Annotated in this window: 15 protein-coding genes and 1 pseudogene; 5 read left to right on the top strand and 11 right to left on the bottom strand. The window is 36.3% G+C overall.

What is annotated here, in order from left to right:
- The first annotated feature begins 57 nt into the window (after positions 1-57).
- The 3 genes from ACG9ZL_RS13860 to ACG9ZL_RS13850 all read left to right on the top strand — a co-directional run bounded on the left by ACG9ZL_RS13860 (position 58) and on the right by ACG9ZL_RS13850 (position 2787).
- Positions 58-975 carry a LysR family transcriptional regulator gene (locus ACG9ZL_RS13860; RefSeq protein WP_105712666.1) on the top strand — a complete coding sequence of 306 codons (918 nt, stop codon included), beginning with the start codon at positions 58-60 and terminating at the stop codon, positions 973-975.
- A gap of 218 nt (positions 976-1193) precedes the next feature.
- The gene (locus tag ACG9ZL_RS13855) at positions 1194-1535 is read left to right on the top strand and encodes a helix-turn-helix transcriptional regulator (RefSeq protein ID WP_419329127.1); all 342 of its coding nucleotides are present in this window, start codon (positions 1194-1196) and stop codon (positions 1533-1535) included.
- 13 nt (positions 1536-1548) lie between these two features.
- Positions 1549-2787 carry a type II toxin-antitoxin system HipA family toxin gene (locus ACG9ZL_RS13850; protein ID WP_419360436.1) on the top strand — a complete coding sequence of 413 codons (1239 nt, stop codon included), beginning with the start codon at positions 1549-1551 and terminating at the stop codon, positions 2785-2787.
- 327 nt (positions 2788-3114) lie between these two features.
- Here the strand turns inward: ACG9ZL_RS13850 and ACG9ZL_RS13845 are convergent, their stop codons facing one another.
- The 9 genes and pseudogenes from ACG9ZL_RS13845 to ACG9ZL_RS13805 all read right to left on the bottom strand — a co-directional run bounded on the left by ACG9ZL_RS13845 (position 3115) and on the right by ACG9ZL_RS13805 (position 9889).
- Complete coding sequence (locus tag ACG9ZL_RS13845) at positions 3115-3222, bottom strand: DUF2474 domain-containing protein (RefSeq protein ID WP_419360435.1); 108 nt, start codon at positions 3220-3222, stop codon at positions 3115-3117.
- Positions 3223-3329: 107 nt separating this feature from the next.
- Positions 3330-4334, bottom strand: a complete 1005-nt coding sequence (gene cydB / locus ACG9ZL_RS13840; RefSeq protein WP_419360433.1) for a cytochrome d ubiquinol oxidase subunit II — start codon at positions 4332-4334, stop codon at positions 3330-3332.
- A complete protein-coding gene (locus tag ACG9ZL_RS13835; protein ID WP_419329125.1) occupies positions 4334-5770 on the bottom strand; it encodes a cytochrome ubiquinol oxidase subunit I in 1437 nt (478 codons plus the stop codon). Before ACG9ZL_RS13835 ends, cydB begins: the two co-directional genes overlap by 1 nt.
- Positions 5761-5970, bottom strand: coding sequence for a hypothetical protein (locus ACG9ZL_RS13830; RefSeq protein WP_336951280.1), 210 nt, complete (start codon positions 5968-5970; stop codon positions 5761-5763). The genes ACG9ZL_RS13835 and ACG9ZL_RS13830 overlap by 10 nt, the downstream gene beginning before the upstream one ends.
- Positions 5971-6060: 90 nt before the next feature.
- Positions 6061-6498, bottom strand: a complete 438-nt coding sequence (locus ACG9ZL_RS13825) for a DUF2946 domain-containing protein (RefSeq protein WP_004720578.1) — start codon at positions 6496-6498, stop codon at positions 6061-6063.
- Between the two features lie 312 nt (positions 6499-6810).
- Positions 6811-6930, bottom strand: a pseudogene (locus tag ACG9ZL_RS13820) (GlxA family transcriptional regulator); the annotation flags it as partial.
- Positions 6931-7001: 71 nt separating this feature from the next.
- Positions 7002-7604, bottom strand: a complete 603-nt coding sequence (locus tag ACG9ZL_RS13815; RefSeq protein ID WP_419329123.1) for a nitroreductase family protein — start codon at positions 7602-7604, stop codon at positions 7002-7004.
- A 696-nt stretch (positions 7605-8300) separates the two neighbouring features.
- Positions 8301-8792 carry a hypothetical protein gene (locus ACG9ZL_RS13810; protein WP_004821426.1) on the bottom strand — a complete coding sequence of 164 codons (492 nt, stop codon included), beginning with the start codon at positions 8790-8792 and terminating at the stop codon, positions 8301-8303.
- Positions 8793-8992: 200 nt separating this feature from the next.
- Positions 8993-9889, bottom strand: a complete 897-nt coding sequence (locus tag ACG9ZL_RS13805; RefSeq protein WP_056511052.1) for a LysR substrate-binding domain-containing protein — start codon at positions 9887-9889, stop codon at positions 8993-8995.
- Between the two features lie 128 nt (positions 9890-10017).
- Here ACG9ZL_RS13805 and ACG9ZL_RS13800 point away from each other — a divergent pair, with 128 nt between their 5' ends.
- A complete protein-coding gene (locus ACG9ZL_RS13800; RefSeq protein ID WP_056511050.1) occupies positions 10018-10698 on the top strand; it encodes a hydrolase in 681 nt (226 codons plus the stop codon).
- Between the two features lie 129 nt (positions 10699-10827).
- Here ACG9ZL_RS13800 and cpaB read toward each other — a convergent pair whose 3' ends face one another.
- Both cpaB and cpaA read right to left on the bottom strand, forming a co-directional pair.
- Positions 10828-11535, bottom strand: coding sequence for a metalloprotease secretion chaperone CpaB (cpaB, locus tag ACG9ZL_RS13795; protein ID WP_224965454.1), 708 nt, complete (start codon positions 11533-11535; stop codon positions 10828-10830).
- Entirely contained in the window at positions 11535-13331 is a 1797-nt protein-coding gene (gene cpaA / locus ACG9ZL_RS13790; RefSeq protein ID WP_419360432.1) for a metalloendopeptidase CpaA, read from the bottom strand. The genes cpaB and cpaA overlap by 1 nt, the downstream gene beginning before the upstream one ends.
- Positions 13332-13890: 559 nt before the next feature.
- Here cpaA and ACG9ZL_RS13785 point away from each other — a divergent pair.
- Complete coding sequence (locus ACG9ZL_RS13785; protein ID WP_004720588.1) at positions 13891-14814, top strand: metal-dependent hydrolase; 924 nt, start codon at positions 13891-13893, stop codon at positions 14812-14814.
- Positions 14815-14829: the final 15 nt, after the last annotated feature.

Raw genomic sequence — 14829 nt, 5'->3', positions numbered from 1 at the left:
ACTTTACCTTAGCTGAAAACCTATTATGAACCAAATGATTTAATTCAATACCTCACTATGAATATGATTCATAATAAAACCAATCTTGATATGTCGATTTTCAATCATATTGATATTAATTTATACCCACTTTTTATCACCATTTATGAGCAAAGAAATATTTCAAAAGCGGCAAAGATTTTATGCATTACTCAGTCTGCTGCGAGTCATGCTTTACAAAGACTTAGGCAGCATTTGCAAGATGATTTATTTGTTCGCGCTGGGAGTAAAATGCTGCCGACACCTTTTGCTGAACAGATTTATCCATCTGTACAAAATGCTTTATTTGCTTTTCAAAATATCTCCAAACAAAAACAACAGTTTGATCCCAGTTCAGTACAAACCTTACGCATTGCAATACATGATGAAATTGAACCGATTATTTTTCCCAAATTGATTCACCATTTCCAAAAATTGAATTTAACCATTCAGTTTCTAAGTACCAAGCTTGACCGCAAGAATGTAATTGCTGATTTAGCTGCTCAACAAGTCGATTTTGTCATTGATCTAGAACAAAATTATGGTGATAAAATTAATTATCAAAATTTGGTTCAAGATCATTTTGTGATTTGTTCTCAGCATACAAATATCAATTCTGAACTGTATTTTGCATCACCTCATATCGGTGTTTCTTCACGCCGTACTGGTTTGCTTTTAGAGGACATATATTTAAATCAAGCGCAATTTCGTCGTCAGATTTTTATGCGTTGTCAGCATTATTCAACTGCCCTGCAAGTTTTAGCACAATACCCTGATGCGATGTTAACCATCCCAAAGCAGATACTGGCACATTTACAAGTTGATCAAAGTATCAATATTTTTGAGCATCCTATTGATCTACCTGTATTAAATATGGGAATTTATTGGCACGGTGCGCTAAATGAAAATTCTAGGCATATTTATTTAAGAGAAGAAATTTCTAAAATTTTTGCTTAGGCTATTTTATAAACGATTGGATTTAGCATGCGGTTAAGCCGCACACGTACGATCATCCCTATTTCTAATGATTTTCTTCATTCTAGTAGGTGAAATTAAGCCACTTATCTATTCCATTCGACATTTCATACATTGAATTCAAATTATAAAAATAAGACATAAAATCCACCTTAACCATGATAATATACATTTTATGTCATGTTTTGGATGATGTTGCTATGAGAACTTCGGCGCATAATTTTATGCTTGATGGTGTGGAAGACATGTTGACTCAAATTGGGACGAATATCAAAAAAGCCCGACTTCGACGTAATATGACCATTCATGATTTGGCCAATCGCATTCATGTAGATAACCGAACAATCTCACGTATGGAAAAAGGTGATCCAAGTATCAGCCTAAAAAATGTGATTTCAGTTTTAGTAATCTTTGGCCTTGAACATACCCTAGGCTCACTTGCGAATCCTGAGTTGGATGAAGTTGGCTTAGCACTCGAAAATCGTAATAGTTCAGTACGTGCAAGATTAAAAAAACAGTCTGTGATTAGTGATGATTTCTGATAGGTAAATGAACATGGATGAAGTTAAAGGATGTTATGTTTTCATAGATACAGGCTCCCAGCCAACAATTGCTGCGCACTATTCTTATGAAAAGCCGATTTATCGCTTTCTTTATGGTCAATCATACTTACAACGTGTAGATGCCTTCCCTTTAGATCCACTTAATCTAAGCTTTCAGTCTGATAACAAACCATATGAAACTATTTCTAAAGATGGTTTTGGTGTACTTGCAGATGCAACACCAGACAATTGGGGTAAACGCTTAACCAATGCCTTACACCGTAGAACACCATTAAATCAATTGGAATGGTTACTCGCTTCACAAGGAAATTCAGTCGGCTGTATTGTTGGAAGCTTGTCTAAATCGCATATAAAAAACAATTCAAATATCATCCAATATGCAGAATTAGAAACCTTCATACAAATTACTGAACTTATCGAAAAAAAACGAGATCCGTTTGAGATGAAACTTGAGCAACTCGAATTAAATAAGCTGTTATATAACGGGGCTTCAATGGGCGGAGCCAGACCCAAAACCCTTGTGATGTATAAAAATAAAGAATGGATTGCTAAATTTAATAAAAGTGATGATTTGTTTGATACCTGTAAAGTTGAATATGCTTCGCTGAATATGGCACGAGACATGGGGCTCAATACATGTAATGCCGAACTAACAGAATGTGCGGGCCGCCCTATTCTCTTAGTTGAACGCTTTGATCGAAACTGCCCTGAACGTAAAAAACACTATATAAGTGCCAATAGTTTGCTCAATATTCAGAAAATTCGTATAGGAGATCCTAAAATGTCCTATATGAGTATTGCCAAAGTCTGTAGTCAGATTTGTTTTGATGCTATCAGCAATCAAAAAGAACTCTATAAGCGTATGGTGCTGAATGTCATGATTAGCAATACTGACGATCATTTAAAAAATCATGGTTTTTTAATGTATGACATGAAAAAGCAACATTATGCTTTAAGCCCGCTTTTTGATGTTTTACCTCATGGTATGCCAAGCTCATTTCCAAATGAACATGCTCTGGTTTTAGGCAATGATGGACGGTTTGGAAGCTATGACAATCTTATCAGTCGTAGCAATGCCTTTGGACTAAACCTGGATCAAGCTAGAGATTGTATTAAGGATGTCCGTGATGTTCTCGAAAATAGACAAAAATACCTTTTAGATGCAGGTCTTAAACCCACAGAAATTCGTCAATTAGAACCCTATTTCTATCTAGATATCCTCAAAAACTAAAGTTCAACAATGCCAGCCATTTATACTATGCATCATGAAAATCATTGGCTAGGGTGTGCCGGAGTTTAGTCATCAATCTTTGCCAGAAAATAATCCAAACATGACATAAAATCCAGTTTAAATTAGATAAAGTACTTTTTATGTCATTATAAAAGATAATATCAGATTGCATTCCTATAATTGTGCTTAGGCTATTTTATTATTTTACGATTATTGTCACTGTTGCCTTTACTGCGGTTTATATTTTTATTTCAGTCTATTATCTCAATAGTTAATGAAAAACAAAAAATGAGGAACATAGTTCCTCATTTTTTATTCAGTAAAACCTTAGTAGGCTAATTGAATTAACATTCTAAAAAAACCAGCAATAAGCGCCAATGTTAGAAATCCACCTAGCCATAACACGACAAACCATTGCATTTGAGATAGTTTCATACTTGCTTACCTCATTTAAACCTTTAAATTTTTACCATGTTGCATGTTTAATCTTGCTTAGGCTATTTTTCACTCAAGCCAAAAGACTAAACATGCTACGTTTAACCTTAGTGATACCCTTCATCACCAATTCGAACTTTGTCTCGAAACACCCAATACGAAAGCCCGGTATAAATCAAAATAATTGGAATTAAAATCAATGCACCAATTAAAGCAAACAATTGACTGCTCTGTGGCGCGGCAGCTTCCCAGATAGTCACTGATGGCGGAATCACATAAGGCCACAAACTGATGATAAACCCAGTATAAGCAAGGAAAACCAAAGCCAAGGTATAAAGGAATGGACTCAGTTCATAACGCTTTTTACATGCGCGAAGTACTAGGAAAGTAAACAGCACCACCACTATTGGTACAGGACTAAAATACATCAATTGTGGTTGGCTAAACCAGCGTGCTGCAATTTCAGGATGTGCCATCGGGGTATAAATACTGACTGCGCCAAAGATGACAAACAAAGCAACGATTAATTTAGGCATCAACTGATACATACGATCTTGTAAATCAAGTTCAGTTTTAAAAATTAACCATCCACAACCGAGTGCTGCGTAAAGTACAACAACACCAATACCTGTAAACACAGTAAACGGCGATAACCAGTCTAAACCACCACCTGCATACATATGGTTTTCTACTTTGATCCCTTGGATATATGCGCCAAGAATCATCCCTTGGAAAAAGCTGGCAAGAATTGATCCACCAATAAATGCTTTGTCCCATAAATGCTTGGTTCGATTGGCTTTAAAACGAAACTCAAAAGCCACACCACGGAAAATTAAAGCAATCACCATAAGGATAACTGGCATATATAACGCGGATAATACAGTCGCATAGACCATTGGAAATGCCGCATATAACGCTGCACCACCGAGTACCATCCAGGTTTCATTACCATCCCAAACAGGTGCAACAGTGTTCATCATCACATCACGTTCGTGTTGATCTTTAACAAAGGGAAATAAAATCCCAATACCTAAATCAAAACCATCTAGTACTACATAGATGAATACACCAATGGCGATAATGACAATCCAAATCAGAGATAAATCAATCATTATTTACGCTCCTGTTCATTGGAATCAACGCTATCTTCAACACTCGTCAATGGGCGTTTAGAGGCCAAAATAACCGCTTCTTCACTATGCGCTACACTTTCTGGTGTGGCGTAGATAAATTGTGGACCTTTGTGCATCAATTTCAACATATAGTAAATGCCGATGCCAAATACGATGCAATACACCACAACGAAAATAATTAAAGTGAGGCCGACTTGTTCCGCAGAAACAGGAGATAAAGCATCTTTGGTTCGCATCACTCCATATACCACCCACGGTTGACGACCAACCTCTGTGGTAAACCAACCTGCAAGCAAGGCAATAAATCCTGATGGTCCCATAGCAAAAGCAAAACGATGTAACCATTTATTTTCATAAAGCTTGCCACCTTTGCGTAGAAACAATGCCATCAAGGCGAGGAGAATCATCAACATGCCCATTCCAACCATGATTCTAAAACTCCAGAACACCACGGTAGAATTAGGACGATCTTCAGGGGCAAACTCTTTTAAGCCTTTTACCTCACCATCCAGCGTATGGGTCATGATTAAGCTACCAAGATTTGGAATACCAATAGCATATTTGGTTTCTTCTGCTTGCATATCTGGAATACCAAACAGATATAGCGGCATGCCCTCACCTTTGTTGGTTTCCCAATGCCCTTCAATCGCTGCAAGTTTAGCAGGCTGATGTTTTAAGGTATTTAAACCGTGATTATCGCCGATGAGAACCTGTAATGGTGCAAGGACCAGAATCATCCACAATGCCATTGAGAACGATTTTTTGATTAGCGCGTCACGGCGTCCTTTCAATAAATGCCACGCAGCAGTTGCAGCCACCAGCAAGGCTGAAACAAGGAATGCTGCAGCAGCCATATGGGCTAAACGATAAGGAAATGAGGGGTTAAACACAATTGCAAACCAATCTTGCGGTACGATAATTCCATTTTCGATGCTAAAGCCTTGTGGTGTTTGCATCCAACTGTTTGAAGATAAAATCCAGAACATTGAAATACAAGTACCAATTGCCACCATAGCAGTTGCAAAGAAATGCGCTCGAGGACCTACCCGCCCCCAACCAAACAGCATAATGCCTAGGAAACCAGCTTCTAAGAAAAATGCACTCAATACCTCATAAGCCAATAATGGGCCTGTCACAGAGCCTGCAACACGTGAAAATTCACTCCAGTTTGTTCCAAACTGATAACTCATCACCACACCAGAAACCACGCCCATACCAAAAGCGACAGCAAAAATTTTCACCCAAAATTTAAATAAATCTTGGTAAACAGGGTTTTGAGTTTTTAGCCAGCGCCATTCAAGCACAGCTAAAAAGCTTGCAAGTCCGATAGAAATTGAAGGAAAAATAATATGAAAAGAAACAGTAAAAGCAAACTGAATACGCGCCAATTCTAAAGCAGTTAATCCTAGATCCATGACATCACCTTATTCATTGGTAAAGTTGGTAAAGATTGAATTTTGAATACATTGATAAACATTTTTTGTTTTACAAACTCAGCATACGCCTGAACATTCAGTACAATCTGTTGTTTTCTTTTTGCTGTATTTTTAAACAATGCTAAAAATAGCATGCAAAGGCTGCTTTCCTGTAAATCGAGGAAATTTTGAAAAATCATGATCATTCTCTACACAATAAATTCGAAATACGATCGCATGGCTTTAAAGCCTTTATTTAAAAATGCTAAACCTATGGATCGGTGAATGTGTTATGCAAAGACTACAGGTGGGGCTCGCCCTTGAGGAATCAGAAACAGGCGTTGTAATTGAAAATAGACATGCTGAAAGTTTTCAACATAAGCCATTAAACGTACTTGAATACGCACTAGGATTTCTTTTACGCCAATTTCTGGTGGCATCACTAAATTGCCATATACCACACAATACTGACATTGATGGTTAATATCATGATGATCATGACTTGAACTGCTTGCTTGCTGGGCTTGATCTAAATGCAAATAGTGATGAATAAAACTAGATTCTTGCTCATGATGAAGATGTGCATGTGTTGGTCGCAATAAAGCTTGAGTGATGTCTTCACAGACCGGAGCAATTTGATACTGCTCAGGTAATAACGGCTGTAAAAAAACCGCAAGCTGTAAAAATACTGTCGCAAATGCCAGCAACAGACCACTGCTTCTTAACACAATTGATTGCTCATATTGAGAGAGATAGAAAAAAGTATAAGTTTGCTTTTAACTGTAGATCTTTAACTTGAAATAAAGAATCAACTGCATAAAAACCAAGCATATTACTCAACTTTTCTAGCTTTACTATAGTACATTTAAATTTTAAATCAAAGCCTCTTTAGCACTTTTTTGGAAATCGTTTTCTTTTTTAATGATTTGTTTGTTATATAGCAATGATCAATAAAACTTAAAAAAGCATCCATCGTCGCCTCAGCTTTTAGTGAGTAAATAGCACCAGCTCAACTTTCAAGCTAAATTCAATTGAAAAGCTTATACCCGACGACTGAATCTACAACGATATTCTAAGGGTGTTAAGCCGATTTTCTTTCTAAACAATCTGCGAATTGAAATTGGGTCCAGATAACCGACACTTTGTATAATTAGATCAATAGATTGATTAGCCTTTTCAATACCAAAGCTTCTTGGCTGAGCAAGCCAAGAAGCTAGAGAAAATAAAACAATTATTTAAACACTTTAAAACGCACAGCATCATCGATATAGGCCTTTTCAGCCGCCGCCGCTTCAATTGAACCAAATACCAACTGTGCACGAAGTTTCCAAGTTTTAGGTATATCCCATTCCGCATGAACTTGTTCATCGACAATTGGATTATAGTGCTGTAAGGATGCACCAATACCGTCACTATTTAAGGCTGTCCACGTTGAAAATTGTGCGATTGCTGTAGAGTGTTCAGCCCAAATCGGAAAGTTTTCTGCATAAGCTGGAAATTTTTCTTGTAAGTTTTGGATCACCTCTAAATCTTCAAAGAAAAGAACGGTACCAAAGCCTGCGATAAAGCTGTCCATTTTAGTCTCTGTTTTTAAGGCACTCGCTTCATCTTTGGCATAAGCTTTCAGTTGAACTTTTACAAAGTTCCAGAACTTCTCATGTTCAGCATTAAACAAGATCACTGCACGAGATGATTGCGAATTAAAAGAAGATGGACTTTGCTTGATCGCTTGCTGAATCAAATCAGTAAAATGCTCAGGAGATTGATTAACATTACGTCCAATCGCATAAATTGTACGGCGTTTATGAATTAAATCTAAAAAATTATTCGACATTGCTGAATATCCTTGGATATATCCCCGGGGAAATCCTATACTTTAAAAAAGATTATCAAGATATTTTAAAAAATCATAACAAGTATGAATTGATTAAAATCAAAAGTATTACAACATAAAAAAACTTGCTAGAAATATCTACTTTTGTCATATGTTTCTAAGCAAAAGTGAATTAGGAGAAATATAAGGGGCTGTTGACATTTCATAACTGGCTTGCGTTGTAGGTTAAAATTGAGCATGAGATGTATACATCGTAAAGCATGAAGGATAATAGCGAATCTATTTTCGACTTTCATAACGAAGACTGAGATAATTTTAGCCACAATCAGAAGTTTTATCGTACAAACGCGTAATAAAGAAGATTGAATAAGAAGTACCAACATTTAAAATCAAATCATAAAGACTTGCTAAATGAATGACCTCATTTAAATCATTGTCATCATGCTTAAACAACTGCCGAATAAAATCCAAGCATTAAAAATGTTTCCACTCAAAATTTAGATATCGCAATTGGTTAAAAAATGAAAGTTTTAAATATATTAAGTATCATCAGTTCAATATTTATTCTATTTTTTATGTTTTATACGCTTGGGCCTACAATTTAAAGAACTTAAACAGAGAATAAAAAATAAAAGGCAGTTTTAAACTGCCTTTTATGCATGAATTTGAGCATTTCAATCTATTGCTAATTTTTGACTAGAAATTAGCATTCAGCACTTTGGCGGGTACAGTGTTTTTCCAAATATCTCGCAAAGTAGGTAAATAGAATTTTTCACCTAACTCAACCAATTCAGCGTCAATCAATGCATGTGTTTCATGCATAAATAAGTAGTCCAGTTCAACCGTAGACAATTGTTGCTGCTTTTTTGCAAATTCTTTACGTTTGGCTTGAGCTTGTTTAAGCAATTGATCTGCAAAATTTTTATTTTTATATTGGCTAATCGCTTGTAAACGTAACTCAATCACGCCCCAACCTGTAAGGAGTTTCTTAAAAATCTCAAAATCTTCAGTTGTGGATTCCCAAGTCATTTTATCCAAGTCTTCATCATCAGGAAGTACTGGGAGTAAAATTTCCATTACACTTGGAAAAATCTTTTTGAAATTTAAAATAAATTTAACAGGGTGCTCACCAGGGTAATCTTTAAACTGCACATTTTCCTGAACATCTGTTAAATAAATTGATAACATTAAAAAATCCTTAATTAAAATACTGTTTATTATAACGTTATTGATCATCTTGCAGCCTAAATACAAAATAAAAACAACATGAAAACAGCGAAAGAAATGCATTTTAACAATTATGACAGTTTATTCAATGCCAATTGCAGTATTCACCTGTTGTCGATCAAAGATTCTGGTGGGCGAATAAAGCTGATTCTTGTAAAGAACTAAACCTGGTCAAACTCAGTGACCAAAAACTCGATTAAAGCTTTTACCGATGGTAATAGACCTCTTCTAGAAGTATAGGCCAAATGAATAAGCTCTGGCATCGGTTCCCACTCAGGAATCACTTTAACTAGCCTGCCCGCTTTTAAGTCTTCAGCAATAATTAATTCCGGTAGTTTTGCAATTCCCAAGCCATCTAAGGTCGCTAAATGCAATGCACTTAAATCAGTAGTGGTTAGCCTCGGCTCATCCTTAACCACATATAATTCATTATTAGAATTATAAAGATCCCAATGATATTCAAAGGACAAAGACTCCATCATTAAAATAGGCAATCTTGTTAATTCTCCTGGTGTTTTAATCAAGAAATTTTGATTCAACAAATCAGGGCTTGCGACAATAAATTGTTTTGAAATGGATAGGCTACGTACAATCAAATCACTATCTTTTAAAGGTAAGGGTCTGATTCGAATTGCAACGTCATAACGTTCATTAAACAAGTCTACCTTTCTATTTGTCGCTTCCACATGCAATTTAACTTTCGGATAACGTGCTAAAAATTTATTCAACATTTTACTGACATTAATATGCAATAAATTTGTAGGACAAGAAATTTTTACAATTCCAGTCGGCTCTGCGCTTAACAGTGCGATTGCCTCATCAGCTGATTCAGCTTCCACAAGCATTGCTTTACAGTGTTGTAAATATATGTTCCCGACATCTGTAATCGAAATTCTTTTCGTGGTTCGATTGAGTAGTTTTACTCCTAAACGGTTTTCCAATTCCGCAACTCTTCGACTTAACAATGATTTGGTCACGCCCAACGCATTACTTGCAGCTGAAAAGCCGCCATATTCAATCACTTTGGTAAAATAATACAGGTCATTTAAGTCTTTCATCATATCCCCTTAAATATCGCAACTGTTCTCTACATAAGACAATATGTCATATAAATAGCATAATTCAATGTTTGTCCTACTGTTAGTATTAAAAACAGCAAATGATTGCTTAACTAAGGATATATAAAATGTCTACTCCAGCTAATTTTAATGGCCAAGCCCCAGTGATTGATGTAAATGATTCCGTTATGCTGTTAATTGATCATCAAAGTGGTTTATTTCAAACCGTTGCTGATATGCCAATGACAGAACTACGCCAACGCGCAGCAGCCTTAGCGAAAATAGCATCATTATCAAACATTCCTGTCATTACCACGGCCTCAGTTCCTCAAGGCCCCAATGGCCCACTTATTCCTGAAATACACGCAAATGCGCCCCATGCAAAATATGTCGCACGTAAAGGTGAAATTAATGCTTGGCATAATCAAGAGTTCGTTGAAGCGGTTAAAGCAACAGGTAAAAAGACCCTGATTATTGCGGGTACGATTACCAGTGTGTGTATGGCTTTTCCAGCGATTAGTGCAATTGCTGATGGCTATAAAGTTTTTGTTGTGGTTGATGCATCAGGTACGTATAGCAAAATGGCACAAGAAATTACCTTAGCACGTGTGGTTCAAGCAGGTGCGGTACCGATGGATACAGCGGCGGTTGCTTCAGAAATTCAACAAACTTGGAACCGTGAAGATGCTGCTGAATGGGCTCAAGTGTACACTCAAATCTTCCCTGCTTATCAATTACTGATTGAAAGTTATTCAAAAGCACAAGAAGTTGTGACAAACAAAGAAGTACTTGATTCAGTACGTAAATAATTTTAAATAAATGATGATTTTAGACACCTTTCGAGGTGTCTAAATCTTTGTTATGACGCTGTAATTACTATTTTCATTTTATTGCTACTTCAGGTTTAGAGAATAAATCATGTCTTTAGATTAAAAAAATTAATGTACATGATCCGTCTCCTTTTCCGCTGCCTCAAGTGCGGCAGATTCATTGGCAACGTCATTGACCCATCCATAGCCATTTTTCATCAAAATGGTATAGGTTTTACCATCTGCTGTAATCGTGCCCATGGTAAAATTGTCTTTAATGGTTTGAGTAATATGAAACTTCTCATTATTTTGATCTCCTCCTTCTAGAGAGCCTGACCAACTAACAATATCTTCACCTGGATCTACTTCTATTCGTTCTATAACAGCCCGTCTGTTTAAACCATAGCCTGACACATTAAACACGATTTGATCGCCGACATTCTTCGCCTCTAAGGTATATAGATCATTCCTCAGAAATATTCGCCCATCTTTTTTTTGTGCATCTGTCAAAGGAACGGGATTATGCATAGACACCGTATCGACAGTACTCAAATTGAACATCTGTTGATTGAAAATCCCTGCACGTAATTTGTCCTCATCCAGCGTTACAAGTTTACGGCGAGCATGGCTGTCTTTTATACGTTGCAATACTTGTGTTTCAGTAAGATTTGCATTTAGTTTCGGTGAATTCACTTGATCGATTTGTTCATTTTGTTTAGACGCAATCGCTTTAGCTGTATCAGCTGTCTCCTGTTGACCTGAGATGAACCAAGCCAACAAAGAAACCACCAAAACAGTTAAAACAACGGAAATAATGAGATATATCCGTTTATTCATTATGGATTAACCGCAACTAAAAATTTTGAAATAGCTTCAACATTCTCATTAATTTTTCTTAAGCCATCAAATTTGTCAGTTTCACCTAAACGCACGCCATATTCAGGACTATAGATATCTGGGCTTGAATATAAGCCAATTTGATTTCCACCCATAATGGTACTGCCTAAAGGATGACCAAATCCCCAGTTATAACCTGTGGTTCGATCAAAACTATGTCCTAGCCCCATGTTATGCCCTAACTCATGCCGCATTGCAGTGATACCACAACCATAGTTATGTGATCCGATCATGTTGTACTTGCTAGGTGTGCTATTTACATAGGCGAGACCGCAACCAGAATGATCTGTAATGGTATATATCGCATCAGCACCTGTTCTGGTTCTTTCCGCTTGTACGGTGGCATCTGAACGTCCTAAATTAATCGCATCACCGAGTGTCGTTCCAGGGATTCGATAATCCAAGTATCCGACTTCTTTGTAGTAGGCTTTTGCTTGCGAGTTTTCAAGCGCTTCGTTGGTTAATCTAAGTGCTTCACGGGCTTGAATTTTTGCAGCAGTTGCACCGAGTTTGTCATTGACTACCGGGCTATTCACAAGCAATAGATCAATCTGATAGCTATCGGTGTTCCAAACCCCATTGTTGAATATCAAACGGATTTTATCGCCTTTTTTCAAACTTGCACTAATGTTGCTACCTGAAACTGTAAACGCTGTATCCGCAGAATTAGATACGATGACCTTGTCACCCGACTGAGCCGCTGGCAAATTTACAACAGGTGCCCATTGTGCATTATCAGCGGTTATTTCAACAACAGGGGTTTTAAATGTAAAACCTTGTGCAGCGGTGTTTGCAGTGAATACAGTTTTAGGAGACGAAGCCAACACCCAATACGATTTATCTGCAATATAAATGAACTCATAACGATTGCCCTTGTTGATTTTTAGGGTTGCGGTGGTATTGGTATTTTCATTTTCAATCACTGATTGCCAGCTTGCAGTTGAGCTAACAATGATACGATCTCGGTCGTTTGCTGTTTGCGGTAATTTTAATGAAGACACCCACGCCCCATCAGCAAAACGAATTTCTGTTTTAGGTGCAGTTAAATTTTGCAAAGCGGTATTTAATGCCGCAGTATTACCATTGATCACGTTGATAATACGTGTCGGAACAGACAGTGGAACCCATTTACTCAGTTCTTGATTATATTGAAAGATATATGCATCATTTTTATTGACAACCAATGTACTCGGAAATAAAGCATTTTGTGAATTAATTTTTGAGGATTTAAGCGCATTGGACTTAACCACAAGAATCTGGCCATTCTGACCTGTTTGCGGTAAATGAATTATATCAGTCCAAGCAGCATCACTTACAACATATTGAGCCTGTGATTGTTGAAATACTGGAATAGTATTGCCATTTTTTTCAGGCGTAAAATTGGCAGTTTCAGGCGCATAAAACTCCCATTTTCCATTACTAAATTTAAAACGATAACTGTTTCCAGACTTTAGCGTGAGAACGCCTTTTTTTTCAATATTTACATTACTTAAATCAATATCACTGTCATAACCCGCAGTTGATTGAATTGTAATTAAGGCACCTTCTTTTGCTACATTCGGTAAGGAAATATTCTTCACCCAATTGCCATTAGATACACTAAATATCAGATCATCATAGCCTGTTGGGATGATTCCACTCTGGTTATTCTGGTTTGGTGATAGTGTGGTTGCGGCTATGGCAAAAGTGACCATGCCACTTGTAATGAAGACTGTAATAACTTTTCTTTTATTCATGTTATACCTGAGTCAATATTATAAAGTTGAGCTGACACTATAAATTAATTTTTATTGAAAAATAAAATTAAAAATTGTTAATAAAATCTATAAAACCAATAACAACCCCAAGCGCTATAAAATTGCAAATATTTGATATATATAAAAAAATTAAAAATAACATCCAAAAAATGCAGTGATTTAAAAATAAAATTTAGTAAAATCATCAATATAAATCAATCAATAATTCGTGAACTATCATTCTTTTTATTGAATAATCAATGTGGTTAAATCTCAGTGTTAGAAGATAGACATTTGATATTTTTATAGCTGATTCAACCCATTAAAATTATTTTATATCATTTCATCCACATTAATTATCACATCTTAACTCTCTAGATTTACAAGTTAAAAAATAATAATATCAATGATTTAAAATATAAAATTAAACCCTTAAATTAATATTTCCTACTCAAAAGAATAAAAACCATAAAAAAAGTGTCCCTAAAGGATATGGTCGCTAATTATTCTAAATGGTAAAACTTTTAATCGTTTAACAGTTTCATGTTGGATAACCACAATGATCACGGAAAGTCATCAAATTAAAGCAAGAAAAGTATATTTCGATTTTTCTGAGTCTTCTGTATGTTGGATGCCAGATGATCCATTATGTTCACATATCGCCAATGGTATCAATATGCTTTTGCCTGCCGGTGAATTTTGGTTCTGTAGAGTATTTAATAAAACCCTCCCACATATTACAGATGAAAAATTAAAACAAGAAGTTATTGGCTTTGTCCGTCAAGAAGCTGCACATGCACGCGCACATGAAAAAGTACAAGACTTTTTAAGAGAAAATGGCTATGACATACAAGAACCATTAAATCGTGCCCATCTTGTTTTCAACATTTTATTAGGTGACAAACCATTAGGAATTCCTTTTTTAAAAGGGAAAAAATTTGACGAATATTGGTTAATCTTTCGTGTAGGTGTTATTGCAGCGATCGAGCACTTTACAGGTACAATTGGGCAATGGACGCTTGATAGCAAATCTTGGGATAAAGCAGATCCAGCTATGGCAGATTTATTCCGCTGGCATCTTGCGGAAGAAGTTGAACATCGTTGTGTCGCTTATGATTTGTTTGAGCATTTATTACAACAAAAGCTAGGTTTTTATGTTTCCAGACAAATCATTATGATGGGAATTTTTCCGCTTTTTATTTACTTCCTCGTTGATTTTGCTCGTAGTCTGGGCCAACAAGATACTGAACATCAACAAATCCAAAAATTAATGCGCCGTGGATTCTTTGCTTTTATTCGAGAGTTTGAAAAAACTGCAACCAAAACAGATCACCTACCGACCATTAAATACCTATGGAAAGCCACTCTACGTTGGACCTCTCCAAAGTTTAATCCGCTTCATGAAGGTGATACAGAACAGGCTTTAGCCTATATGTCACGTTCACCTGCTGTTCAGTATTTTGAGAAAACGGCGCTCAATTAGAGGGTCATCACATAA

The sequence above is a fragment of the Acinetobacter legionensis genome (genome assembly GCF_048551735.1).
In the GTDB taxonomy this organism is placed as follows: domain Bacteria; phylum Pseudomonadota; class Gammaproteobacteria; order Pseudomonadales; family Moraxellaceae; genus Acinetobacter.
The sequence above is the reverse complement of the archived record's forward strand: the minus strand, read 5'-3'. Positions and strand labels throughout refer to the sequence as shown.